This window comes from Solimonas sp. SE-A11, from assembly GCF_030345715.1.
Classification (GTDB): Bacteria; Pseudomonadota; Gammaproteobacteria; order Nevskiales; family Nevskiaceae; genus Solimonas_A.
The window spans coordinates 24,624-48,043 of record NZ_JAUASX010000012.1 but is presented as its reverse complement, the minus strand read 5'-3'; the positions used below and the strand labels follow the sequence as shown (position 1 = coordinate 48,043).

The following is a 23,420-nucleotide window of genomic DNA, read 5'->3' as shown; positions in this document are numbered from 1 at the left end:
CTCAGTGGCCGTGCTCAGCTTCGCCCTTGCCGAGCTCAGCCTTCAGGATGAAGCTGTTGTGCGTGGCATAGGTTTCGCCCGCGCGGACTCCGCCCAGAACCTCGGAGGTCTCGCCGTCGCTGCGGCCGAGCTTCACGGGACGCGGCTCGAAACCCTTGCCCTCGGCCACGAATACGACGTTGCGGCCTTCCATGTTCTGGACCGCCTCGTTGCGAATGGCCAGGTTTACCGGCGACTCCGCCAGGGTGACGTCCGCCGTCACGTACAGGCCCGGGGACCAGCGGCCTTCGGCGTTGTCCAGAAGCACGCGTGCGGTCAGCGTCTGGTTGTTGCTGCTGCCGAAGGGCGCCACGTAGACCAGCTTGCCGGTGGCATTCAGGTTGGTGTCGGAGTTCTTCACGCGGACCTCCTGGCCAACTCGGACCTTGGCCACGTCACGCGGGAACAGCGACAGTTCAACCCAGACGGTCGACAGATCCGCGACCGTGAACAAGGCCTTCTCGCCGGTTTGCTCGCCGGGGTTGGCGTTGCGCGCGGTGACAACCCCGGACAGCGGTGCGGTCACGGTGTAGGTCTCCAGGCTCTCATTGCTTTCGACCGTTGCGAGGCTTTGGCCCTGGCGGACGGTGCTGCCAATCGCAGTCGTGACGCTGCGGATGACGCCCGGGTAGCGCGCAGCGACTTCACGTACGCGTTCGGCGTTGGGTGCGACGACACCGTACAGCGGCAGGGTCTCGCGGATCGTGGCGGGTCCGGCTTGGGCCAGCTCGATACCGGCCGCCTTGATCTGCTCAGGGGTCAACGCCAAAACGCCCTCTTCATGACCGCCTTCACCCTCCTCGTGCCCTTCCTCACCTTCTTTGTGGCCGGCTTCGCCTTCTGCGTGCTTGCCGGACTTCTCGGCACTTTCGGGCTTTGCCTCCGCCGAGGCGGGTTCGGAGCCACCGCAGGCGGAGAGCGCCAAGGGCAGCAGCAGCGTCAACATAATCAGCTTGGAATTCATTTCAGGATCTCAATTCGTTTCAAGGGGTCGATGCCGCCAGGGGCGCGTTGGTCAGGCGCTCAATTTCGGCTCGCAGGGAATGGGCGTTGGCGCTGGCCTCAATCAGGCTGGCCTGCAAGTCCAGGTACTCGCGCTGGGCGTCCACCAGCTCCAGGTAGCTGTAACGACCGCGCTCAAAGGCGTACTCGGTCTCACGCAGGGCTTCTTCGGTGCGCGGCAGGATGTCGGTCCGCAGCGACTGTGCTTCGGCCACCGCCCGGGTCAGCTCGCGATGCAGCTCATAGAGCATCGCGCGGGCCTTGACCTCGGCCACACGCTGTTCGGCACCCACGAGGTCGCGGTTGGCCTGGGCTTCGGCGATGAAGCTCTCGGCTCGGCGGCCACCAAACAGCGGAATGGACACGGACGCCACGAAAGCCTGGTCGCCGCCCTCCTGGAAACGGCGGAAGCCACCGCCCAGCGTCAGGTCAGGTTTGCGCGTCGTGGCGGCCAGTCGCAGCTCTGCGTCACGCAGGCGGGCTTCCGAGGCGAACCGCAGGAAGTCAGGACTGGAAGCCAGGCGCGCCGATAGAGCCTCATAGGCGTCAGGAGACGGCAGCGAAAACAAATCAGCCTGCACCTCACCCATCAGCCGCCCGTTGATGACCGGCTTGGATTCGCCCCAGGTGGCCGCCAGCTGTCGCCGGGCGGTGTCCAGTTCGGTCTCTGCGCGACGTTCGTCCAGCTTGGCCCGGTCCAGGGCGATGCGTGCCCGGTCCAGTTCAGCATGGGGAGATTTGGCGGCATCGACGCGACGTTGAGCGCCGTTGACGGTGCGCTGCGCCAGCTGGGTGGCCTTGCGGGCCAGCTGCAATTGCTCCTGCTGGGTAGCCACCGTGATGAAACGGCGGGTGACCTCCGCCAGCACATCCAGCTGGCGTGCCTGGCGCTCCAGATCCGCAGCGCTACGGCCCGCCTGGGCTGCAGCGATGCGCGCGTCGCGCTTGCCGCCAAGCTCGATCACCTGCGACAGCGCAAAGGTGTACTCGGCGGCGTCCGTGCCCTTTACGGCACCGGTGCCGAGCACATTCTCGACGTCGATCGAAAGCTCCGGTGCCGGCCGCAGTGCGGCCTGCCGGCTGCGGGCTTCCAGGGCCTGGAATTGGAACGCAAAGGTTTGCAGCTCGGGATTGCCACCCAAAGCGGCATCAACAGCCTGCCGCAACGTCAGGCCGTCAGCGGCCTGTGTCCCCGGCGCGAAGGCGGCCAGGGTGAAGAGACACGCGCCCATGGCACGTGCGGAAAAACGATTCATTGAAACCTCCCATCGGCACCGCGCGTTCAGACGCGCGAATGCCCCAATGACGCCGCAGCAGCGCAATGACGCGCGCGCGGGAACACCTCAAGACTTCAGAGGGAGGTCAGCTGGGGAGGTCCGCGCAAGGGCGGCCGCAGGAAGGCGGGGCTTGCCGGAATGAGTGCCGGCAGCAGGGGGAGAACGAACCGGCGCGGAGTCTGGAAGAGAATCCAGACCAGCAGTGCCGCGAGCAACACAATCGGCAAATCATCAAAGCTGATTTGCTTGCCGGTCTTGGAGACGCCGTCCACCGCCAGGGACACATCTGTGTCCCGGTGTGGGGCACCGTGACTGGCCGTATGGTGCAAGCCAACGTCCAGGAAATGGACACTGGCAGGCGCTTCCTGCCCGTCAAAGCATAGGTGCAGATGAGGCCCCGCGACGCGCACGATCAACAGCAGGACGCACATCAGCGTCAGCAGCCGTTGGAGTGTCGGAGCGTGGGTCATGAGAGCTACTCTAGCAAAATTGGCCGAGGATCGATCCCGGGCCGTCAAAGACAGTCGTGACGACCTGCCCGCTTAGTACGTAGCCCCAGTATCTGAGTTCCGCGTACTGGCCTGTCCCCATTCTGGTCTCCAGAAAACTCAAGGCCTTGCACTCCATGGCGGGCATGCGTACCGGCATCAGGCGACGGCTTGGCGACGGTTGTAGGCAAAGCCAGCCGCCAGCACCAAGGTACAGGCCACCTGAGCCACAAGGCCCTGCAAGGTGGGATAGAACCCAATCCAGTCAAAGCGCGGCAGGTCCAGCAGCCGGGCTGAAATCATGTTGGCCTCCTGCAGGGCGGCGATGCCCTTGCCGGTGAGCATGACCGCCAAGATGGCCATCAGCACGGCGCTGATTGTGAAGAAGGTACCTACGGGCAGCTTGCGCGAATAGCGCAGCATCAGCCAGGCGATCACCGCCAATGCGGCGACGGCCGCTACGGCGCCCGCGATGACCGCTCGCTCGGCTCCCTGGCTCCAAAGCGCGACATAGAACAGGATGGTCTCGAAGACCTCGCGATAAACCACGACGAAGGCAAGCAGGAACAGGAACCAGGCCGAGCGGCGCGACAGGGCTGCACCGATCTGCTCTTTGACATAGCGCTGCCATGCCCCGGCTTGGCTCTTGCCGTGCATCCAGATACCGACGAACAGCAGCACCGCCGCCGCGAACAAGGCCGCGACGCCTTCAGTCAGCTCGCGGCTGGCACCGCTGATATCGATCAGGTAGGTCGCCACCCCCCAGGTGGCCACACCCGCCAGCAGCGCTACGCCGGTGCCGGCGTGGACGTAAGGCAGTACCTCGGTGCGGCCAGCCTTGCGCAGGAAAGCAATGATGGCGACCACGATGAGCAGCGCCTCCAGTCCCTCGCGCAGCAGGATGGTGAAGGCGCCGACGAAGGCCGAGCCGGCATCCGCACTGGAGTCCTTGAGGGCCTGCTCCGCAGCGCCGAGCCGGGATTGCAGTTCCTTGACCCGCCCCGCTACCTCGTCTGCCGGTGCGCCGGCCGAAATCCGGCCCCGCAGTTCGGTCATCGCCATTTCGAGGGTGCGCATCAACTCGGGATTTTTGACGGCGAGGATCGGCTCCACGGGCTCGAATCCATCGAGGTAAGCGGAAACAGCTGCCTGGGAGGCGGTATCACGTTCCCCCGCCCGATAGGCAACGACCGCCTGCTCCAAGCGGTCGCGCACGAGCTGCAGAGAGCCTTCAGTGGACCGCAACAGAACAGACGGATCACGACGCAGGTATGCCGTCACAGCCCGCGCCTGTTCAGCACCCAGCCGCGCCTCCAATGTAGCGGGCGTCAAGGTGGCCAGTGCAGCCAGATCGGGAATGGCTTCATGAGTCGATGCTTGCTGCCAGAGCCGTGCGCCAGCCTCCACCTGCCCCTGCGGGAATGCGAACTGCCCGACAATAAAGGCCAGCGCCCAGCGCTCGGTATCCGGCAGCTGAGCGAACGAGGGCATTGCCGTACCTTCCAGGCCCTGGCTGATCACCTGGTAGAGCGCGAAGATGCTGCGCTCCCGCGCCCGGTCTATGGCGGTGAAGTCCACTGGAGGCGGATCCATGCCGGCGGCGAGCTGCCCATCGCCATGGCCGCTGGAGCCATGACAACCCGCGCAGAGTGTGGCGTACTGAGCCAGCCCTTTTTCGAGGTCCGGCGCGGCCTTCGGTGACAGAGGCACCGGGTAGGCTTCCAGGAGTTTCGCGCCCAGGGCGCGCGCCAGTTTGGCGACAGTGTCGGGATCGGCCTTGGCGTCGATGGCAGACTTCAGCCCCTGCGCATCCTGGACCAGCGTTGGCTGTGCCGGCGTTGTCGCCAGCGTGCCGAGCTGACGATTCACCGAATCGGCGAATTCACTCATTTCCGCGTATTCGGCCGCATCGGCCACATTCCCGCTCTTGTCCACCGCGCCGGCATAGTCGACGGCGATGTAGTCGAGCAGACGCCAGGTGGTCTGGGCATCGCCGGCTGCCAGCGACATCAGGGGCCACAGGAGCAGCAGAGCAAGCAGGGAGCGCAGGCGCATCACGGTATTGTTCTTTTAAGAGGTAGAAGAGGATTTGGACGCTTCTTCGGCGATCTCGAGGATTTCGCGGCCACCGCGGAAGGCGATCGCAGCCACGAGCAAGCCGATCACCAGATCGGGAAGCGGTGATTCGAGCCAGAGCACGAGGGCGCCGGAGGCCACGATACCCAGGTTCACCAGCGTGTCATTGCTGGTGAAAATCCACGAGGCCGCAAAGTGCGCGCCCTCCCTCCGGTGGCTACGCAGCAGCTTCAGGCACACCAGATTCAGGGCTGCATTGCAGGCCGCCCAGATCATCATGGCAACGCCGATGGGCTCGGCACCAGAGAAAAAACGGCGCAGCACCTCGAACGCCAGCATCAGGCTGAAGCCGACCAGCAGCCAGCCACTGATGCGTGCCGCACGGGCCTTGTGCGCGGCACTGCGGCCCTCGGCATACAGGGAGATGCCGTAGACGCCGGCGTCGCCGAGATTGTCCAGGGCAGCACCGACCAAAGCTGTGGACTGTGCCCAGGCACCGACGCCCCCGCCGGCCAACGACTGGAAGAGATTGATGGCCAGCACCTTGCGCAGCGCAGACCGATTGGCTTGCGCGGCCATCTTGCAGGGGTCACCCGGCTTGCCGCAGTTGTCGCTCATGTCGGCTTCCTAAGTCGGGATCAGCCCAGGGTCGCCCAGAGGCTCTTTTCGTCGCCGCAACCCGGCGACAGGCGCCGAATCCAGAGGCTGCCGACCAGTTGGACCAGGATCAGGCCCACGTGGAGGATCATCAGCAGCAGTCCGGCCGCCGCTCCTGCCGGAATCGGGATGAGCAGTGCGGCTCCAGCCAACACCTCCACAATACTGATGTGGCGCTTGGCCAGCAGATGATGCAGCAGGTGCAAGGTCTGGACGGCCAGCAGTGCCATCCAGGTGGTTTCAGGCGTGAGCGACATGGGCGATCTCCTTCAGTTCGGCGCGAGCCTGGGTCATGACGGAGCGGGCCGCCGACAGGCCCAGACCCGCCATGATCACGGCGACCATCAAGTCCGGCCAGGCGGCACCGAGCCCGAACACACCGCCGGCGGCGAGGATCACGGCGATGTTGCCGATGGCGTCGTTGCGCGAGCACAGCCACACTGAACGCATGTTGGCGTCGCCATCACGGAAGGCATAAAGCATGACCGCCACGGACAGATTGGCGGTCAGCGCCAGGGCGCCCACGACACCCATGGTGTACGCCCCCGGCACGACGCCGTTGAATCCATTCCAGGCAGCCTGGGCCAGCACGAGGACCCCATAGAGCCCCATGGTTGCGCCCTTCGCCAAGGCAGCCCGTGAACGCCATACCAGGGCCATGGACAGCACCAGCAGGGAGATGCCGTAGTTGGCCGCGTCCCCGAGAAAATCGGCCGCATCGGCCAGCAGGGAGACGGATCCGGCAGTCCAACTGGCTCCCAACTCGACCGCGAACATCGCCGCGTTGATGGCCAAGGCGATCCACAACGCCCGGCGGTAGCGCGGGGTCACCTCGCTCTGGCAGGAATTGCTGGCGCAGCAGGAATCGCCCATGGCGGTCTCCAATGAATCTGGGCGCCATTGAACACCCTGTAGCCGCTACAGGGTCAAGGGGCTAGTATTGGGCTCACTTTTCCGGAGAGGCGGCATGCGGATCGGCGAACTGAGTGAAGCCACCGGCGTGGACACCGAGACCATTCGCTACTACGAGCGCTCCGGCCTCTTGCAAGCCCCGGAAAGACAGGCCAACGGCTATCGGGCCTATGGTCCTGTCCACTTGGAGCGGTTGTCCTTTATCCGGCATTGCCGGGCCTTGGACATGCCGCTGGCGGATGTTCAGCGCCTACTAGGCTTTGTTGACCAGCCGCAGGCGGATTGTGGGGACATCAACCGGCTGATCGACGAGCAACTAATCCGGGTCCGGGCCAGGCTAAAGTCGATGCGCGCCTTGGAAAAGCAGCTGACGACTCTTCGAACTCATTGCGAAGCCGGCCATACAGCCAGTAACTGCGGCATCTTGCAAGAGTTGGTGTCCGCAGCACACGGTGAGGCCTGCGCATGCCATACAGCACCCTCGTCGGAAAGCTGAAGGAGCCTCAAGCCTGGCTTTACGCGCATTTTGGCGGATTCGACGCTTATGACTTCGTGCTTCTTCGGCTACCTGGATGCGTGACGAAGGCTAGTTCAAGCAATCAAACCAATGGCGAACGCCCGAGATCCTCAAGAATCGGACAATCCGGTCGGTGATCGCCATGGCAGGCACCGACCAGGTGCGTCAGCGTGTCGCGCATGCCTTGCATCTCGGCGATCTTGGCATCGAGCTCCTCGATATGCCGGGCGGCCAGGCGTCTCACTTCTATGCTCTTGCGGCGGCTGTTCTGCCATAGCCCCAGCAAGGCCTCGATTTCCTTCATCGAAAAGCCGAGGCTGCGGCCGCGCTTGATGAAACGCAGCACATGCAGATCGCGATCGGAGTAGATGCGGTAGTTGGACAGCGTCCGCTCGACCCGGCTCAGCAGGCCGAGCGACTCGTAGTGACGGATCATCTTCGCCGTCACGCCCGTCGCCTCGGCGGCCTGGCCGATGTTGTGATACCCGCTGCTGAGCGCTTCAGCGGTCTCCAGAGTCGGCTTTGAACGGCGCATCCTAGTCTCCCCGTCCCTGGTCTTCGGGACGCCATCTGGCCAGTGTAAGGGCATTGGCGACGACGCTGACGCTGCTGAGGGCCATCGCGGCGCCGGCAACCATGGGGCTCAGCAGGCCGAAGGCGGCCAGTGGAATGCCGGCCACGTTGTACAGAAAAGCCCAGAAGAGGTTCTGGCGGATCTTCCCGTAAGTCTTTCGCGAAATCTCGATCGCTGCCGATACCAGGGCGGGATCGCCCCGCATCAGCGTGATGCCGGCGGTGTGCATCGCCACATCCGTACCGGTTGCCATGGCAATGCCGACGTCGGCTGTTGCAAGCGCCGGGGCATCGTTGATGCCATCGCCGACCATGGCCACGCGGCCGCCCTGCTCCTTCACCCTCTGGACCTCATGCGCCTTGGCTGCAGGCAGGACTTCGGCACGCACCTGATCGAGTCCCAACTGCTGGCCGACCAACCGCGCACTGCCCCAGTTGTCGCCGGTCAGCATGACGGTACGTATGCCCTGACGACGGAGCACGTCAACGGCGAACCGGGCTGTCGGCTTCAGCGGGTCCCCGAATGCCAGCAGCGCGATCAGGCGCGGCGCCTGCGCGGCTTCCGCCAGCCAGGAGATCGTGCGCCCCTGTGCCTCCAAGGCACTGCTGTGCTGCCGCAGCATTGCCTCGGGCAGACCCAGTTCGATCATCAGACGCGTACTGCCGAGCACCAGGCGGCGTTCGGATACGACGCCCTCCAGCCCCCTGCCCGGCAATGCCCGAAATTCGGTGACCTGCGCCGGGATCAGGGTCTTCTGGGCAGCGGCCGCCACTACCGCTCGTGCCAGCGGGTGCTCGCTGCCGGACTGCAGCGCGGCCGCGATGGCCAGGCTCGCCGCTTCGTCACCCTCGAAGGCTTTCAGGGCGACCAGTTCAGGCTGGCCGGCCGTCAGCGTGCCGGTCTTGTCGAAAATGACGGTGTCGACCTGGTGGCCCATTTCCAGGGCTTCCGCATCCTTGATGAGGATGCCGTGGCGCGCGGCCACGCCAGTGCCGGACATGATGGCCGTAGGGGTCGCCAGGCCCAAAGCGCAAGGACAGGCGATCACCAGCACGGCAACGGCATGCAGGATGGCCGCCTCCCAGTCGCCTGATACCAGACCCCAGCCCAGCAGCGTGGCCAATGCGATCACCAGCACGACGGGAACGAACACCGCACTGACGCGATCAACCAGCTTCTGAATCGGTGCCTTCTTGGCCTGGGCCGACTCCACCATGCGGATCACCCGGGACAGCGTGGATTCGGCGCCCACGGCGATGGTCTCGGCAACCAGCAGGCCCTCGCCATTGACCGCGCCGCCGGTCAGACGACTCTCGGGCTCTTTGGCCACCGGCATGCTTTCGCCGGTGATCAAGGACTCGTCGACGTGGCTGCGTCCCTCCAACACCTTGGAATCAACCGGAATGCGTTCGCCCGGCCGGATCACGACGAGATCGCCGATCGCGACCTGCGCCAGCGGCACCTCCCGATCTTCGCCTCCTCGGCGCACACGCGCGATTTCCGGACGCAGGGCCTGCAGCGCCCGGATGGCCTCGGTCGTCTGCCGTTTGGCGCGCGCTTCCAGCCACTTGCCGAGCAGCACCAAGGTGATCACGACAGCCGAGGCTTCGAAATACAGGGTATCCGCCGGACGTCCCTTCAGGATCTGATACACCGAAAGGCCGTAGGCCGCGCTGGTCCCGATGGCCACCAGCAGGTCCATGTTGCCGGCGCCTGCCTTCATAGCCTTCCAAGCGGCTCGATAGAAACGGGCGCCGAGCAGGAACTGCACGGGAGTGGCCAGCGCCCACTGTATCCAGCCGGGCAGCATCCAGTGCTGTCCGAAAATCATGCCGATCATCGGAAGCAGCAGCGGCGCCGAAAGGACTGCGGCCGCCGCAACCGGCGCCCAGCCAGGCCACCCACCCCTGCCGGGCACCGACGGCGCAGCCTGTGTCGCCGGGCTGGCGGCATAGCCGGCATGTTCAACCGCCACGGTCAGGGCCGATACGGGCGTTTCGCCGCTGACCCGGACGGTCGCCCGCTCGGTCGCAAGGTTCACCGAGGCGTCGAGCACACCGGGGATCTCACGCAGCGCCTTCTCAACGCGCCCGGCGCAGGACGCGCAGGTCATTCCTTCGATGGCGAGTCCCACCGTGTTCTCAGCGATCCCGTACCCCGCGTCTCGGACCGCGTTCTGCAGGGACTCGATCGATGTGCCCGGTGCGGCACTGACCGTGGCATTTTCCATTGCCAGATTGACCGTGGCTTCTTGGACGCCCGGAACTTTCAGCAGGGCTTTCTCTACCCGGCTGACACAGGAGGCGCAAGTCATGCCCTCGATCTGGAACTGCCAGAGTTCGGATGCTGTGGTCGTATTCATGGTCAATCTCGCTGATATGCGGACAAGCTAAGGGTTACCACCATGGCAAGGTCAAGGCACCGCGAGTTGTTCTCGCCGAGCGCCTCGAGGGTTGGGTCAGTGCACCGGGTAGCCGGCGTCGCCGAGGGCCTTGCGCAGTGCGGCGTCGCTGACCGTCGATTCGACGCTGACGGTCTTGCTGGCCAGGTCGACTTGGACTTGCGCGCGGTTGTCGGCGGACTGCAAGGCCTTGGTGACACGCGCAACGCAGTGGCCGCAGGTCATGTTGGGGACGTGGAACTGGTACATGAAATTCTCCATCTGTTGGTTATCCGCGGATCGGACGGTGACACTTTCCAGCTTCCCATGGTGGGAAGGTCAAGCACTCGTTCCGCAGAGCCCTCAAAACCTTGGAGTTCACTTCACCGGTGCGAATGACAATCGTTCTCGTATATTCTCCGCGCCGCCATGAACAACGATTGGACAACGAACATGAAACACAAGATGGCGTGGGGTTTGGCGTCGGCCGCATTTACGGCGAACCCGGTCGCAGCAGAGCCGATCGAGTCGGCCGCCGGACGGACAGCGCCCGTGGTCTTGGAAGCAGTCACCGTCGTCGGCTCGCCGCTGGAGGCGGACGCCCTGGCGGGCAGCAACGCCACGATCGACTCGGAGACTCTGGAAGCCTCCCGGGTCTTCACGACCAATGAGGCACTCCGAAAAGCCCCCGGCGTAAACGTGCGCGATGAGGAGGGACTGGGACTGCGTCCCAACATCGGCATTCGGGGCCTGAACCCGACGCGCTCCACGAAGATCCTGCTCCTGGAAGACGGGATACCGTTGGCCTATGCGCCCTACGGCGACAACGCGAGCTACTACCATCCTCCCATCGACCGGTTCGATCGCATTGAAGTCCTGAAGGGTTCGACCATGAACCTCTATGGCCCGCAGACCATCGGCGGCGTCATCAACTACATCACCCCCATTCCACCGCAGGAACTGTCTGCCGGCGTCGCCCTGACGGGAGGAAGCCGGGACTACTTCAATGGCCATGCCTTCGTCGGCGGCAAGGGCTTGCTGCTGGACTACGTGCGCAAACAGGGCCAGGGCGCGCGCGACAATACGGATACCGAGCTCAACGATCTCAACCTGAAGGGCGTTTTTGACCTGTCGGCCGAGCACCAGCTGATTGCCCGGGCGAACTACTACACCGAAGATTCGACCGTCACCTACTCGGGCCTGACGGACGCCGAGTACGCCAATTTCGGAGCCCGCTACAACCCGTTCAAGAATGACGAGTTCGACGCTGAGCGGATGGGGCTGTCCTTGAGCGAGCGCTGGACCATCAATCCCGCTTCGTCTCTGACTACCCAGGTGTACTGGGCCGATTTCTCGCGAGACTGGTGGCGACAGGCTTCCAGTACCACGGATGGCCAGTGCGGCGCGGCCTTCACCGCGGCCCGGCGTGCCGGTACCGTGGTCGACCCGGATACCTGTGCGAGCGCTCAGGGACGCCTGCGCGACTACTACACCTATGGTGTCGAACCCCGATACCGCCTCAGCCACGGGCTGTTTGGTCTGAACAATGAACTGCAAGCCGGGGTGCGCGCGCACTTTGAATACCAGGACCGCCTGCAGTTGAACGGTACATCGCCCACCGCCCGCACCGGCGCGACTGCCGAGAGCAACGAGCGGCGGACCGACGCGTACTCTGCCTTCATCCAGAACCGCTTTGGCTTCGGCAAGCTGTCGCTGATTCCCAGCCTGCGACTGGAGAACGTCCGATATGAGCGCAAGAATCGGTTGACCGGTGACAGCGGTGACTCCGACCTGACCGAACTGCTGCCTGCCCTTGGTCTCAATTACCAGATCAGCGATGCCTACACCGCGTATGCCAGCGTGCATCGCGGCTTCGCCCCGCCCCGTACCGAGGACATCGTCAGCAATAGCGGCACCAGCGTGGATCTGGACGCAGAGCAGAGCGTCAACTACGAACTCGGCCTGCGTGCGCGACCGGTTGCCGGCGTCGCCCTGGAGCTCACCGCCTTCCGGACCGACTTCCGCCGGCAGATCGCCGTGGGCTCGATCGCGGGCGGCAGCACCCCCTTGGCCGTGGGAGAAACGCTGTACCAGGGCATCGAGTTCTCCGGCCGCGCGGAGATCGGTCGCCTGCTCGGCTGGAACCAGCGACCCTTCATGGAGATCGCCTACACGCTGTTGCCGACGGCGAAGTCGGAAACGCCCTTGCGCTGCGTCGTCGCCTCCGGAACCACCTGCGCGGCCGGCGATCCGGTTCCGGGCAGCGCGGCTGGCAAGCGGCTGCCGTATGCGCCCAGGAACCTCTTCACCGGGACCATCGGCTATGAACACACGGCTGGCTTTGACCTGCGCCTGGAGGGCGTATTCATCGACGACCAGTTCAGCGACTTCGCCAATACAGAGCAGGCCCCGGCGGACGGAACTGGCCAGATCGGGAAGATCGACAGCAGCCTGATCTGGAACGCCGCCGCGAACTACCGGGTGCCATCGGTCGCGGGTCTGAGCCTCTTCATCACCGGAAAGAATCTGGCCGACAAGGACTACATCGTCGATCGAACCAGGGGCATCCTGACCGGTGCGCCTCGCCTGGTGCAGGGCGGTTTCGAGTACAAGTTCTGACGCAGTGGGGCCCGGGCGAGTCAGCTCGGGCCCTATAACCCCGGAGTCGGCTCCAGACTCAAGCCTTTAATGTTCAGGCAGATGATGAACTTTCCCCACTTGCCAGCGACTAAGCGCTGGTAAGACACTATGACGATGCGCCTGCTCAAGCCCTTTCTGGCCGTACTGCTCGCCTGGACGTTCTCGTTCCAGGCGATGGCCGGCGTCGTGGGCATGTCCTGCAGGCATCCACCGGGCGCTATGTCGGCTCCGGCCGCACAGGCGATGCCGGCGGATCATGCGGCCATGCATCACGACCACGCGGCCATGATGCAGCAGCAGGCAGAACACGCCGGCCATATGATGGCCGCCGCTGATGGCGAGACCAAAACCATCAAGGTCCCTGGCTGCGAGTGCGGCTGCGACTGCGCCAAGGTAGGCTGCAGCGGCGCCTGCCCCGGTGTCGCGGCGATCTTCTCTCCCTCCACTCTCGACATTCCCGTCGGGAGTCAGCACGCCGCTCCGGCGTCTGTCGCGCCCTCGGGCGCGCATATCCTCGCCCTGATCCGTCCCCCCAGTATGTCCTGAGTTGAAGCCGCGTTTGCGGCGCAGGAGACCCCTGCGCGCAACCCCGTGGCTATGCCGTGGCCCCAGCGCCGCGGAACAACGCTCATGGATTCCTGGGAGGATTTGTGGTTCCCCGAAAATATCTCTATGTACCAGCGCTTTCCGCAGCGCTGCTCAGTGGCTGCGCCAGCATTCCTTCGGACTGGGGACGCTCCGACGTCGCCGACCTGGCCCGCTCGCATGGTCGATCGGCGCCGAGTGGCGGCGATGCGGCCGCCTTTACGCGACAGGCGCTGGACCGACCGCTGACCCCGGAGATCGCGGTCCAGTTGGCCCTGCTCAACAACCCCGGCTTGCGCCGCGATACCGCCGAGCTGGGGTTCGCCGCCGCGCAGGTCTATGACGCCGGGCGCCTGGCCAATCCGGTCCTGAGCGCGGTGCGCCTCTCACCTGGCGACCCCACGGCAGCCAACGCCAGCCTCACGCTCGGCATCGCCGTGAATTTCGTCAACCTGCTGTTTCTGCCAGCCAACTCCCGCTTCGCCGGCGCGCAGTTCGAAAGCGCCAAGCTGTCCCTCGCCTCCCGGACATTGAATCTGGCGAGCGAAGTCGAGGCGGCCTACTACGAGGCGGTGGGTGCCGAGCAGCTGGCGCAGATGCGCGAGGCGGTCGCGAAGGCCGCTCGCGCCTCGGCGGGTCTCGGTCAGCGCTTCTTCGATGCCGGCAACATCAACCGCCGCGAACTGGCCATGGAACAGGCCTCGGCCAGCCAGGCGGAGCTTGACGCCCTCGCCGCCAGAGCCGAAGCCATCGAGGCGCGCAGCAAGCTGCACCGCTTGATGGGCCTCTCATCCTCCCAGGACGTTTGGGCGCTCGAGGCCCGCCTGGCCGAACCGCTGCCGCGCGAGGACGAGCTCGATGCCCTGTCCAAGCTCGCTGCCGAGTCGCGGCTGGACGTCGCGAGTGCGCGCAAGAACGCCGAAGCCCTGGCTGCCCGGTTCGGATTGGAGCGCCGCACCCGCCTGATCAATGGCACCCAGATCGGTGCCGAGCGCGAAAAGGACTTCGACGGCTCGATCAATGTCGGCCCCACGCTGGAGCTCGAGTTGCCGCTCTTCAACTGGGGCGGCGGTCGCGTTGCGGCCGCGCAGGCCTCGCTCGCCCAAGCCGAGGCCAGCCTCGACGAGGCGGTTCTCGACAGCGGCAACGACGTCAAGCTGGCCTACGCCAAGCTCGTTTCGGCCAAGACCCGGGCGGAGCGCTACCGCGATGCCCTGATTCCGCAGCGCGAAGCCGTCGTGGCCCGCATGCAGGAAGAGGTCAACTACATGCTGGTGGGCATCTTCGAACTGCTCGTCGCCAAGCAGCAGGAGTACGAAGCCTATGCCGGCTATCTGGAAGCCGTGCGGGACTACTGGATCGCCCGCGCCGAACTCACCCAGGCCGTCGGGCGCAGGCTGCCCAGTAGCGATCAGCCGGTCGAGGCGACCCTCGATCCGGCCGAGCTGACGCGCCCCAAGGGCGCTGCTGCGATGGACCACTCGAAGATGGGCATGCCGGGCATGGATGGCATGGAAGGGATGGACGATATGGAAGGGATGGAGGGCATGGAGGCCATGCCAGGAATGCCGGGCATGAAGTCCTCGCAACCCGATTCCGCGCCTTCCAACTCCGGCCACGCCGGTCACGGCATGAAACCTGGCAACGGCCCGGCAATGCCGATGGACCACAGCCAGCACGGCCAATCCTCCACGCCCGCCAAGGACGCCCAAAGCAGCGATCACGACATGGGCGACATGCCGATGCCCGGCATGAAGCACGAAACGCCGGCGCCGCCCAAGCGACGCAAGGATGTCGAGCAACCCGTGATCCAGGAGCAGCCGCATGCCCACTGAAACCTTTTCCCCCGACGCCCCCCGGCGTTTCTCACGTAGGAGTTACCCGATGAACACGCTTTTCCGCAGCACCCTGGTCGCCGCCGCCGTTCTGTTTGCGCAGGGCAGCTGGGCCCACGATCCGGCCGAGCACGCCAAGGAAGCCGCCGCCGCGAAGGCCGGCCCCGATTGCGCCTCGATGAAAAACATGGACATGTCGAAGATGGACATGAACGACCCGGTGGCCAAGGCGATGCACGAAAAGTGCATGGGCCAGAAGAAGCCGGCCGACGGCATGGGTGGCATGGACCATTCCCAGATGAAGGGCATGGATCAGAAGTCGGGTAGCGGCAAGCCGCCTGCCGACGGTCACGGAGGCCACTGATGGTCACACGACGCGACCTGCTGCAGATGATGGGCGCGAGTGGCGCTGGCCTTCTGGCCAGCGCTCCTGCCCTCGCCCAGCACGAGGGCCACAACATGGCCGACATGCCGGGCATGAGCGGCGCCGGGACGGCCAGCACCCCTGCCCCTGGGCTGAAGGTGCCCTCCACGATCAAGCGGCATTCGCAGGGCTACCTGCCGGTGCGCACGCTCAATGGCTGGACCCTGCCGTACAAGATGAAAGGCGGCGTCAAGGAGTTCCACCTGGTCGCCGAGGAGATCGAGCACGAGTTCGCGCCGGGATCCCGAGCCAAGTGCTGGGGCTATAACGGGACGACCCCGGGGCCGACGATCGAGGCCGTCGAGGGCGATCGCGTGCGCATCTTCGTCACCAACCGCCTGGGCGAGCCGACCAGCGTGCACTGGCATGGCATCGACCTGCCCAACGGTTTCGATGGCGTCGGCGGTCTGAACCAGCCGCACATCCAGCCGGGCGAGACCTTCGTCTACGAGTACACGCTCAAGCAGCACGGCTCGCACATGTATCACCCGCATGCCGACGAAATGACGCAGATGGCGTTCGGCATGATGGGCATGTTCATCATCCATCCCAAGGACGGTGAAGGCGTCCAGATCGACCGCGACTACACCTTCCTGCTGCACAACTGGGCACTGCACCCGGGCACCTATCGCCCCGACCCCAGCATCATGCAGGACTTCGATCTGTGGACCTTCAACAGCAAGACCTTCCCGGCGATCGAAAACCTGGTGATGCGCACCGGCGAGCGAGCGCGCATCCGGATTGCCAACCTGTCGATGTGGAATCACCCGATACACCTGCACAGCAATCCGTTCTGGGTCACCGGCTCGGATGGCGGTCGTTGGCCCGAGGCGCAATGGCGTCGCGAGGTGACCGAGATCGTAGGTGTCGGACAGATCCGCGACATCGAGTTTGTCGCTACCGAACCCGGTGACTGGGCCTTCCACTGCCATATGGCGCATCACACGATGGGGCCGATGGGACATGGCATCCCCAACCTGGTCGGCGTCGACCAGTCCGGCGTGGAAGCCGACATCCGCAAGATGCTGCCCGGCTATGGGGCCATGGGCCGCTACGGCATGGCCGAGCACGGTGGCCATGTGGCCATGGGCCTGAAGGGTCCCGAGAACACGCTGCCGATGATGACCGGCGAAGGACTGTACGGCCCCATCGAGATGGGCGGCATGTTCACGGTCGTGAAGGTGCGGGACAACCAGCCGGCCGGGGACTACCGCGATCCGGGCTGGTACCGCAATCCACCCGACAAGATCGCACGGCGTATCTCCAGTGATCCCGACTTCGGCAATCCGCCGCGGCGTGATCCGTATGGACCGCGGCAGGAGCCGGCAGCGACGCCGGCCATGCCGAAGATGGACCACTCCCAACACGGCGGCTGATCTCCCAAAGGCCTGGTCATGAAATTCCTCAAACCCCTGCTCCTGCTATTGGTCGTCGGCGTACTCGGCGCCATCGGCTTCATCTACTCCGGGGCCTACCCCATCGGGGCCGACGACGCTCACACCAGGCCGGTCTACCTGGCCCTGGAGACCCTGCGCGAGCGCTCGATCGCGGTTCGCACCAAGAACATATCTGTACCGGCGCTCGACGACTCGCAGATGCTGCTGGCCGGCGGCGCGGACTACAACGACATGTGCGCCGGCTGTCACCTGAAGCCGGGGAAGAGCGAATCGGACATGTCGATCGGCCTGTATCCGAAGCCTCCCAACCTGGCCATGCCGGCCGGCATGCACGGGGAAGGACAGGATGAGCACGACCACGGCGACGAGAAGGCCAGCGCCGCCCGCCAGTTCTGGATCATCAAGCACGGTCTGAAGATGACCGCGATGCCGGCCTGGGGCGCGACGCACGACGATCAGCGCATCTGGGCGATGGTGGCGTTTCTCCAGAAGCTGCCCTCGCTGACCCCGGAGCAATACCAGATCCTCACGGCGCGGGGCGAAGGGGATTCGGGCATGGATCACGACGACGCGGCGCCGGCTGCGGCGCCTCCATCGGGCGGCGATGCTCACGGTGGCCATGGCGGCATGGACATGTCGCAAATGCAGATGCCGGAGGCTGGATCGGCCGCGCCGGAGGCCGAGAAGGCCGTGGAAGCCTTCCGATCGGCCTTGAAGGCGGGCGATCGGGCGGTCCTCTCGTACTGGCTGACCGACGACCTGCTGGTCTACGAGGGCGGCGGCGCCGAGCGCTCGCGCGACGAGTTCCTGGCCTTGCACGCCGGCGCGGATGCGGCCTTCCTCAAGGCCTCGAAGATCGATCTGCTCAAGCGCGTTTCCGGCAGCAGCGGCGACAGTGCCTGGGTCAACTCGGAGTACCGCATCCGTGGACAGTCGTCCAAGGGCCGGCCCATCGACGTACTGAGTACCGAGACGATCCTGCTGCGCAAGACCCCTCAGGGCTGGCGGGTGCAGCACGTCCACTGGTCCTCGCAGGACTACGCTGCCGTCGCGGCGCCTTCGACCTGAGCGCGGGGATAGAGCCATGAGCGACTGCTGTGGAGACTCCGGAAGCACGCCGATGGCACGCGATCCGGTTTGCGGCATGAAGGTGAACCGGGTCACGGCGCTGCGCCACGAATTCCAGGACAAGGTCTTCGTGTTCTGCAGCGAACGCTGCCGCCAGAAGTTCATCGCCGATCCGGCCCGGTATCTGGCGCCGCCGTCACCGCCCGCCGGTGATGGCTCTCCCTCGCATGCTCCGCGGCTCGACAGCAGCGTGATCTATACCTGCCCCATGCACCCCGAAGTGCGTCAACCGGGACCGGGAAGCTGCCCCAAGTGCGGCATGGCCCTGGAACCGGAAGCGCCGTCGCTGGAGCAGGACGACAGCGAATTGCGCGATATGCGCAAGCGCTTTCGCATCGGGCTCGCCCTGACCCTGCCCCTGCTGGTCCTGTCGATGGCCGAGTTCGTTCCCGGCCTGGACCTGATGCGCCGCCTGGGGCACGGGCTGTGGAGCTGGAGCCAGCTCATCCTGGCCTCGCCGGTGGTTCTCTGGGCGGGCGCCCCCTTCTTCGTCCGCGGCTGGCAGTCGATCCGTCAGCGCAGTCTCAACATGTTCACGCTCATCGCGCTGGGCATCGGCGCGGCCTACGCCTTCAGCATCGTGGCGACCCTGGTGCCGGGGTTTCTGCCCGAGACGTTCCGCATGTCAGGCGGTGCGGTGCCGCTTTACTTCGAGGCCGCCGCGGTCATCACGGTCCTGGTGTTGCTGGGACAGGTCCTGGAGCTGCGCGCACGCTCGCAAACCTCCAGCGCCATTCGCTCCCTGCTCGAACTGGCGCCCAAGACCGCCCACCGGGTCGACGACCAGGGCAACGAGTCGGATGTGGATGCGCGGCACCTGCAAACGGGCGACCGCCTGCGGGTGCGGCCGGGCGAAAAGATTCCGGTGGATGCCGAAGTCGTCGAGGGCGAGAGCCATGTCGACGAGTCGATGATCAGCGGTGAACCCGATCCGGTTCGCAAGCAGGCCGGGGACAGTGTCACCGGCGGCACCATCAACGGCCGCGGCAGCCTGCTGGTGCGCGCCGCCCGCGTCGGCAAGGACACCCTGCTCGCGCAGATCGTGCAGATGGTCGCGGAGGCACAACGGTCGCGTGCGCCGATCCAGCGCCTGGCCGATGTGGTTTCGGCCTGGTTCGTGCCGGCGGTCATCGCCGTGGCCGTGGCCGCCGCGGTGATCTGGGCCTTGGCAGGCCCACCGCCGCAGCTGGCGACGGCGCTGGTGGTCGCCGTATCCGTCCTGATCATCGCCTGTCCTTGCGCGCTGGGCCTGGCGACGCCGATGTCGGTGATGGTCGGGATCGGTCGCGGCGCCCAGGCAGGCGTCCTGATCAAGGACGCCGCCGCCCTGGAGCGCCTGGAGAAGATCGACACTCTCGTCGTCGACAAGACAGGCACCCTGACCGAAGGCAAACCCAGCCTGCGCTCGGTGCTGCCCGTGGGTCGGTTCTCCGAGGCGGAAGTATTTTCCCTGGCTGCCGCCGCGGAGGCGCTGAGCGAACATCCCCTGGGTCGCGCGATCGTCGAAGCGGCCGCGCAACACACTTCGGGGTCCATCCCTGCAGCCACGGAGTTCGGCTCCGATCCGGGACTCGGCGTCTGGGCAACCGTCGGCGATCGCAAGGTCCTCGTGGGGAACCAGCGTCTGCTTGAAGCTCGCCGGATTCCGACGGAAGCCCTGATCAGCCCCGCGGAACTGGCCCGGCTCAAGGGACAGACCGCAGTATTCGTGGCCATCGACGGCCGGCCCGCCGGCATCATTGCTGTCGCCGACGCGATCAAGGCCTCCACGCCAGAGGCCGTTACGGCCCTGAAATCCGCTGGCCTGCGAATCCTGATGCTGACCGGAGACAATGAGCGCACCGCACGCGCGGTCGCCCAAGAACTCGGCATTGACGAGGTCATCGCCGACGTCCTGCCCCAGGACAAGGCCGGCGTCGTGCAACGCCTGCAGCGCGAAGGCCGCCGCGTTGCCATGGCGGGTGACGGCGTCAACGATGCTCCGGCGCTGAGCTCGGCCGATGTCGGCATCGCGATGGGCACGGGCACCGATGTGGCCATGCAGTCTGCCAGCGTTACCTTACTCAAGGGCGACCTGCGCGGCATCGCGCGCAGCGTGGCCCTGTCCCGCGCCACGATGCGCAACATTCGCCAGAACCTGTTCCTGGCCTTCGTCTACAACGCCCTGGGCGTGCCTATCGCGGCCGGTGTGCTGTATCCGTTTTTCGGCCTGCTGCTGTCGCCCATGCTCGCCAGTGCCGCGATGAGCCTGTCCTCCGTGTCGGTCGTGGCCAATGCGCTGCGGCTGCGTTCGGCACAGCTCTGGCCGGAGGCCACTTGAGCATCGGCCGCATCACGCCCGCAGCGTTGAGCGAGCGGCTTCGGCACTCTCCCGCGCCGCTGCTGCTCGATGCCCGGCGCCGTGACGCGTTTCGACGTGAGCCGCTGGCGCTGCCGCATGCGGTTCCGATCCATATGGACGAGCAGCCGCCACAGCTTCCCGATCTGCCGCGCTCGACGCCGATCGTCGTCTACTGCCTGTGCAACGGACAGGCTTCGAGCACTCGCGTCGCACGTTGGCTCGACGCGGCGGGATACCGCGACATCGCGGTCCTGGACGGCGGATGGCCCGCCTGGCTTGCCGGCGGCGGCGTCACTGCGGTGCTCGCCCCCGAAGCCCGGCGTCAGATTGCCGGGTGGACGGTCCTGGCCGAGGAACCGCAGGGCGATCTCATTGCGGAAGCCGCATTCCTGAGAGGCCTGGCCCTGCCCGCCCGCCGAGACCTGGCCGTGCTGTTCGTCGACATGGTCGACTCCACGCGCCTGTTCGCGACCCATGCCCCCGAGCAGGTACTCGGCCTGGTGCAGGCCTTCATGGAGATCGTGACGGAGATCGCCGTAAGCCACTGCGGCGATGTCCATGACTTCGAAGGTGACGGTGCCATGCTGTACTTCGCCAGTCCCACGGAGAGCCTACCCGCGGCCTTCGCCATTCGTGATGCGCTCGCCGAACGCCGCGTAACCCGCCCCGACCTCCCCGAGGTGCGCATGGCCCTGGACTTCGGTCCGCTGGTTATTGGCCGGATTGGCGGCCGCGAACGCCGTGGACTTTCCTTCATCGGCACGGCTGTGCACACCGCGGCACGCCTGCTCAAGCTCGCCCCTCCGGGCGGCATTGCCGCAACCGAAGCGGTCATGAACCACGCGCGTACTAGCCACCAAGAACATGCCGATGCCTTGGTGCTGCACGCAGAGCCGCAACACCTCAAGGGCTTCGATGCCCCCGTCTCGGTGTATCTGACTCATCAGTCGCCCAAGAGGAGAAAAACATGAAGCCATACCCGCAGGCTTCTGTGCTGACCGCATTGCTGGTCAGCGCCATTCCGGCGCTCGCCCAAGATCGTTCCGCACCGGAGCTCGGGACCTATCCCGTCATTCCCGTGCCGTCACGGAACATGGACCAAATGGCCACCATGACCCATGGGTTACAGCCGGCGGCGTTCATGCTGGGTCATGGCAGCAAATGGATGGCGGCCTACGAATACGGCTACGAGCGGATGAACCGAAACCTTGATGGCACCGGGCGGATCAGCGAGGGTGAAATCCTGCAGAACTACTTCGCCGCGCCCACCAAGATGAGCATGCAGATGCATATGGGCATGCTGATGTACGCGGCGACCGACGATCTGGCGCTGATGGCAACGCTGCCCTACCTCGTCAAGTCGATGGAGCATCTCACCGCCGACGGCGAGCGATTCAACGAACGCACCAGCGGCATCGGCGATGTCGGACTGCGTGCGCAGTACGTCGTCTATGCGCAGCCCGATCTGCGCCATCGCGTTGTGCTCAATGCCGGCCTCAGCCTGCCGACCGGCTCGATCGACGAGCGCATGAACGGCATGCGCCTGGAATACCCCATGCAGCTGGGCACCGGCACCGTTTCCCTGAGTCCGGGAGTCGCCTACCTGGGACAGGCCGCGCAATGGGGCTGGGGCGCGGAGTTCCTGCCCAATCTGCGTGTCGGCGACAACGACAACGGCTATCGACTCGGCAACGACTATCGGATGGGCCTGTGGTTGATCCGTCGCCTCAACGAGGTGGCCAATGCCTCGGCTCGCGTCGAGGCCCGCCGCGTCGAGAACATCCGAGGCGCCGATGCGGAACTCGATCCTGCGGACGAGCCGACCAAGGATCCGTCCCTGCAGGGCGGCAAGCGGCTGGACTTCCTGGTCGGCTTTGACCTGAGGCCAGGCCAGAGCCCCAGCTCCGAGCAACAGCGTGTGTTTCTTGAGGTCGGCGCGCCGGTGTACCAGGACCTGGATGGACCGCAGCTCAAGACCACTTTTCTCGGACGGCTGAACTGGCAATGGCGATTCCTGTAGTCCTTATGAGATGCCAAGCATGAATCCACGCACTGCCCATCGGGACCGCCGTCCCCTCCTCGTCGCTCTCGCCGCTGGCCTGACCGCGCTGCTCCTCATTGCCGGGGCCTACTGGCAGCTATCCACGCCTCCCGCGGCGGCGGCCGCAGATTCCGTGGTCGTCTACAAAAGCCCCACCTGCCACTGCTGTTCCAAATGGGTCGAGCACCTTCGGAACGCTGGCTTCTCGGTCGACGTGCGCAATGAAAACGCGATGAATCCCCTCAAGACCCGGCTGGGTGTGCCCGGCGACCTGGCGTCCTGTCATACGGCCATCGTGCGGGGATACCTCATCGAAGGCCATGTGCCCGCGGAAGACATCCGACGGCTGCTGGCCGAGCGTCCCAAGGCCAAGGGTCTCGCGGTGCCGGGCATGCCGATCGGCTCTCCCGGCATGGAGCAAGGGGATCGCGTCGACCCCTACGAGGTCCTGCTGTTCAGCGATGATGCCCCGCCGGCGGTATTTGCTAAACACGGACCGGCGGCGCCATGAGCACGCACCGACGAGGCACCCCGCCGCGACGATCGGGTGGACTCTCTGCGCTGCCGACTTCCGAGGATGCTCAGGCGCTGCCGCGCGTCACCATCGGCCGTCTCGCCAAGCTGACGGACACCACGGTCGACACGATCCGGTTTTACGAACGCCTGGGGCTTTTGCCCAAGGCGCGTCGTGCGACATCGGGATATCGCAACTTCGGCGCGGAAGACGTCGATCGATTGCGGTTCATCCGGCGCGTGCGCGCCCTGGGCTTCAACCTGGACGAAATTGCCGACATCCTGCGCCTTGAGCATCAGGGTGACCTCAGCGGCAAGTTGGAATCCGGTATCGAACCGAGGGTTCGCGAGATCGAGCGCCGCATTCAGGATCTCACCGCCATCCGGGACCGCTTGCGGCAGCACACTGGCAAGGCAAAGGGCCGCGCCGCGGGTCGCGCCTCCATCATCGCCGCGCTGCTGGGGCCTGACAGCTACCAGGCCAAGGTCCGATGAACGCCGCCATGCCAACGCCGGCATCAGCGGTCCACACCCTCTGGTTCCCGACGAAGGGCCCGGCAAACGTCACTGCCGTGCCGGACCCTCTCGCGAGCC

22 protein-coding genes are annotated in these 23,420 nt (G+C 65.5%); 12 read left to right on the top strand and 10 right to left on the bottom strand.

All coding sequences use genetic code 11. The features are described from left to right. Position 1: 1 nt before the first annotated feature. The 7 genes from QT386_RS14495 to QT386_RS14465 all read right to left on the bottom strand — a co-directional run bounded on the left by QT386_RS14495 (position 2) and on the right by QT386_RS14465 (position 6,412). Positions 2-1,003, bottom strand: coding sequence for an efflux RND transporter periplasmic adaptor subunit (locus tag QT386_RS14495; protein ID WP_104231594.1), 1,002 nt, complete (start codon positions 1,001-1,003; stop codon positions 2-4). Positions 1,004-1,022: 19 nt separating this feature from the next. Beyond that, the gene (locus QT386_RS14490) at positions 1,023-2,297 is read right to left on the bottom strand and encodes a TolC family protein (RefSeq protein ID WP_104231593.1); all 1,275 of its coding nucleotides are present in this window, start codon (positions 2,295-2,297) and stop codon (positions 1,023-1,025) included. A 95-nt stretch (positions 2,298-2,392) separates the two neighbouring features. Then, complete coding sequence (locus tag QT386_RS14485) at positions 2,393-2,788, bottom strand: hypothetical protein (protein WP_104231592.1); 396 nt, start codon at positions 2,786-2,788, stop codon at positions 2,393-2,395. A gap of 177 nt (positions 2,789-2,965) precedes the next feature. Continuing rightward, complete coding sequence (locus QT386_RS14480) at positions 2,966-4,861, bottom strand: cytochrome c/FTR1 family iron permease (RefSeq protein ID WP_243393653.1); 1,896 nt, start codon at positions 4,859-4,861, stop codon at positions 2,966-2,968. 15 nt (positions 4,862-4,876) lie between these two features. Then, positions 4,877-5,500: a cation transporter gene (locus QT386_RS14475; protein ID WP_243393647.1), complete on the bottom strand. Its 624-nt coding sequence runs from the start codon at positions 5,498-5,500 to the stop codon at positions 4,877-4,879. A 20-nt stretch (positions 5,501-5,520) separates the two neighbouring features. Then, a complete protein-coding gene (locus QT386_RS14470; protein WP_289274475.1) occupies positions 5,521-5,796 on the bottom strand; it encodes a hypothetical protein in 276 nt (91 codons plus the stop codon). Beyond that, complete coding sequence (locus QT386_RS14465; protein ID WP_104231589.1) at positions 5,780-6,412, bottom strand: cation transporter; 633 nt, start codon at positions 6,410-6,412, stop codon at positions 5,780-5,782. The genes QT386_RS14470 and QT386_RS14465 overlap by 17 nt, the downstream gene beginning before the upstream one ends. Positions 6,413-6,506: 94 nt before the next feature. On the opposite strand from QT386_RS14465, the gene cadR reads away from it, so the two are divergent. Then, positions 6,507-6,947: a Cd(II)/Pb(II)-responsive transcriptional regulator gene (gene cadR / locus QT386_RS14460; protein ID WP_104231588.1), complete on the top strand. Its 441-nt coding sequence runs from the start codon at positions 6,507-6,509 to the stop codon at positions 6,945-6,947. A 103-nt stretch (positions 6,948-7,050) separates the two neighbouring features. Here cadR and cueR read toward each other — a convergent pair whose 3' ends face one another. From cueR to QT386_RS14445, 3 genes are all read right to left on the bottom strand, one after another. Beyond that, positions 7,051-7,503, bottom strand: a complete 453-nt coding sequence (gene cueR, locus QT386_RS14455; protein ID WP_104231587.1) for a Cu(I)-responsive transcriptional regulator — start codon at positions 7,501-7,503, stop codon at positions 7,051-7,053. 1 nt (position 7,504) lies between these two features. Then, positions 7,505-9,904 carry a heavy metal translocating P-type ATPase gene (locus tag QT386_RS14450; RefSeq protein ID WP_289274474.1) on the bottom strand — a complete coding sequence of 800 codons (2,400 nt, stop codon included), beginning with the start codon at positions 9,902-9,904 and terminating at the stop codon, positions 7,505-7,507. A 96-nt stretch (positions 9,905-10,000) separates the two neighbouring features. After that, positions 10,001-10,192 (bottom strand): heavy-metal-associated domain-containing protein, encoded by a 192-nt coding sequence (locus tag QT386_RS14445; RefSeq protein ID WP_289274473.1) that lies wholly within the window; start codon positions 10,190-10,192, stop codon positions 10,001-10,003. 183 nt (positions 10,193-10,375) lie between these two features. Between QT386_RS14445 and QT386_RS14440 the strand changes: the two genes are divergently transcribed. From QT386_RS14440 to QT386_RS14390, 11 genes are all read left to right on the top strand, one after another. Next, positions 10,376-12,541 (top strand): TonB-dependent receptor, encoded by a 2,166-nt coding sequence (locus QT386_RS14440; protein WP_289274472.1) that lies wholly within the window; start codon positions 10,376-10,378, stop codon positions 12,539-12,541. A gap of 129 nt (positions 12,542-12,670) precedes the next feature. Then, the gene (locus QT386_RS14435; RefSeq protein ID WP_289274471.1) at positions 12,671-13,108 is read left to right on the top strand and encodes a hypothetical protein; all 438 of its coding nucleotides are present in this window, start codon (positions 12,671-12,673) and stop codon (positions 13,106-13,108) included. Between the two features lie 56 nt (positions 13,109-13,164). After that, positions 13,165-14,982 carry a TolC family protein gene (locus QT386_RS14430; protein ID WP_289274470.1) on the top strand — a complete coding sequence of 606 codons (1,818 nt, stop codon included), beginning with the start codon at positions 13,165-13,167 and terminating at the stop codon, positions 14,980-14,982. A 49-nt stretch (positions 14,983-15,031) separates the two neighbouring features. Continuing rightward, positions 15,032-15,346, top strand: coding sequence for a hypothetical protein (locus QT386_RS14425; RefSeq protein WP_289274469.1), 315 nt, complete (start codon positions 15,032-15,034; stop codon positions 15,344-15,346). Further along, positions 15,346-16,782 (top strand): multicopper oxidase family protein, encoded by a 1,437-nt coding sequence (locus QT386_RS14420; protein WP_289274468.1) that lies wholly within the window; start codon positions 15,346-15,348, stop codon positions 16,780-16,782. Before QT386_RS14425 ends, QT386_RS14420 begins: the two co-directional genes overlap by 1 nt. Before the next feature lie 18 nt (positions 16,783-16,800). Then, positions 16,801-17,871 (top strand): c-type cytochrome, encoded by a 1,071-nt coding sequence (locus QT386_RS14415; protein ID WP_104231582.1) that lies wholly within the window; start codon positions 16,801-16,803, stop codon positions 17,869-17,871. Between the two features lie 52 nt (positions 17,872-17,923). Beyond that, positions 17,924-20,251: a heavy metal translocating P-type ATPase gene (locus tag QT386_RS14410; protein ID WP_207766128.1), complete on the top strand. Its 2,328-nt coding sequence runs from the start codon at positions 17,924-17,926 to the stop codon at positions 20,249-20,251. Then, positions 20,248-21,243, top strand: a complete 996-nt coding sequence (locus QT386_RS14405) for a rhodanese-like domain-containing protein (RefSeq protein ID WP_289274467.1) — start codon at positions 20,248-20,250, stop codon at positions 21,241-21,243. Before QT386_RS14410 ends, QT386_RS14405 begins: the two co-directional genes overlap by 4 nt. 20 nt (positions 21,244-21,263) lie before the next feature. Further along, entirely contained in the window at positions 21,264-22,292 is a 1,029-nt protein-coding gene (locus QT386_RS14400) for a transporter (protein WP_289274466.1), read from the top strand. Between the two features lie 19 nt (positions 22,293-22,311). Next, complete coding sequence (locus QT386_RS14395; protein WP_289274465.1) at positions 22,312-22,824, top strand: DUF411 domain-containing protein; 513 nt, start codon at positions 22,312-22,314, stop codon at positions 22,822-22,824. Beyond that, entirely contained in the window at positions 22,821-23,321 is a 501-nt protein-coding gene (locus QT386_RS14390; RefSeq protein ID WP_289274464.1) for a MerR family transcriptional regulator, read from the top strand. The genes QT386_RS14395 and QT386_RS14390 overlap by 4 nt, the downstream gene beginning before the upstream one ends. Positions 23,322-23,420 lie beyond the last annotated feature (99 nt).

What these genes read in the sequence shown, in the direction of transcription:
- QT386_RS14410 (WP_207766128.1), top strand. Translation starts at nt 17,924, where the DNA reads ATGGCACGCGATCCGGTTTGCGGCATGAAGGTGAACCGGGTCACGGCG.
- QT386_RS14495 (WP_104231594.1), bottom strand. Translation starts at nt 1,003, where the DNA reads ATGAATTCCAAGCTGATTATGTTGACGCTGCTGCTGCCCTTGGCGCTC.
- QT386_RS14420 (WP_289274468.1), top strand. Translation starts at nt 15,346, where the DNA reads ATGGTCACACGACGCGACCTGCTGCAGATGATGGGCGCGAGTGGCGCT.
- QT386_RS14445 (WP_289274473.1), bottom strand. Translation starts at nt 10,192, where the DNA reads ATGTACCAGTTCCACGTCCCCAACATGACCTGCGGCCACTGCGTTGCG.
- QT386_RS14395 (WP_289274465.1), top strand. Translation starts at nt 22,312, where the DNA reads ATGAATCCACGCACTGCCCATCGGGACCGCCGTCCCCTCCTCGTCGCT.
- cueR (WP_104231587.1), bottom strand. Translation starts at nt 7,503, where the DNA reads ATGCGCCGTTCAAAGCCGACTCTGGAGACCGCTGAAGCGCTCAGCAGC.
- QT386_RS14485 (WP_104231592.1), bottom strand. Translation starts at nt 2,788, where the DNA reads ATGACCCACGCTCCGACACTCCAACGGCTGCTGACGCTGATGTGCGTC.
- QT386_RS14390 (WP_289274464.1), top strand. Translation starts at nt 22,821, where the DNA reads ATGAGCACGCACCGACGAGGCACCCCGCCGCGACGATCGGGTGGACTC.
- QT386_RS14440 (WP_289274472.1), top strand. Translation starts at nt 10,376, where the DNA reads ATGAAACACAAGATGGCGTGGGGTTTGGCGTCGGCCGCATTTACGGCG.
- QT386_RS14475 (WP_243393647.1), bottom strand. Translation starts at nt 5,500, where the DNA reads ATGAGCGACAACTGCGGCAAGCCGGGTGACCCCTGCAAGATGGCCGCG.
- QT386_RS14425 (WP_289274469.1), top strand. Translation starts at nt 15,032, where the DNA reads ATGAACACGCTTTTCCGCAGCACCCTGGTCGCCGCCGCCGTTCTGTTT.
- QT386_RS14465 (WP_104231589.1), bottom strand. Translation starts at nt 6,412, where the DNA reads ATGGGCGATTCCTGCTGCGCCAGCAATTCCTGCCAGAGCGAGGTGACC.
- QT386_RS14450 (WP_289274474.1), bottom strand. Translation starts at nt 9,904, where the DNA reads ATGAATACGACCACAGCATCCGAACTCTGGCAGTTCCAGATCGAGGGC.
- QT386_RS14490 (WP_104231593.1), bottom strand. Translation starts at nt 2,297, where the DNA reads ATGAATCGTTTTTCCGCACGTGCCATGGGCGCGTGTCTCTTCACCCTG.
- QT386_RS14480 (WP_243393653.1), bottom strand. Translation starts at nt 4,861, where the DNA reads ATGCGCCTGCGCTCCCTGCTTGCTCTGCTGCTCCTGTGGCCCCTGATG.
- QT386_RS14435 (WP_289274471.1), top strand. Translation starts at nt 12,671, where the DNA reads ATGACGATGCGCCTGCTCAAGCCCTTTCTGGCCGTACTGCTCGCCTGG.
- cadR (WP_104231588.1), top strand. Translation starts at nt 6,507, where the DNA reads ATGCGGATCGGCGAACTGAGTGAAGCCACCGGCGTGGACACCGAGACC.
- QT386_RS14470 (WP_289274475.1), bottom strand. Translation starts at nt 5,796, where the DNA reads ATGTCGCTCACGCCTGAAACCACCTGGATGGCACTGCTGGCCGTCCAG.
- QT386_RS14415 (WP_104231582.1), top strand. Translation starts at nt 16,801, where the DNA reads ATGAAATTCCTCAAACCCCTGCTCCTGCTATTGGTCGTCGGCGTACTC.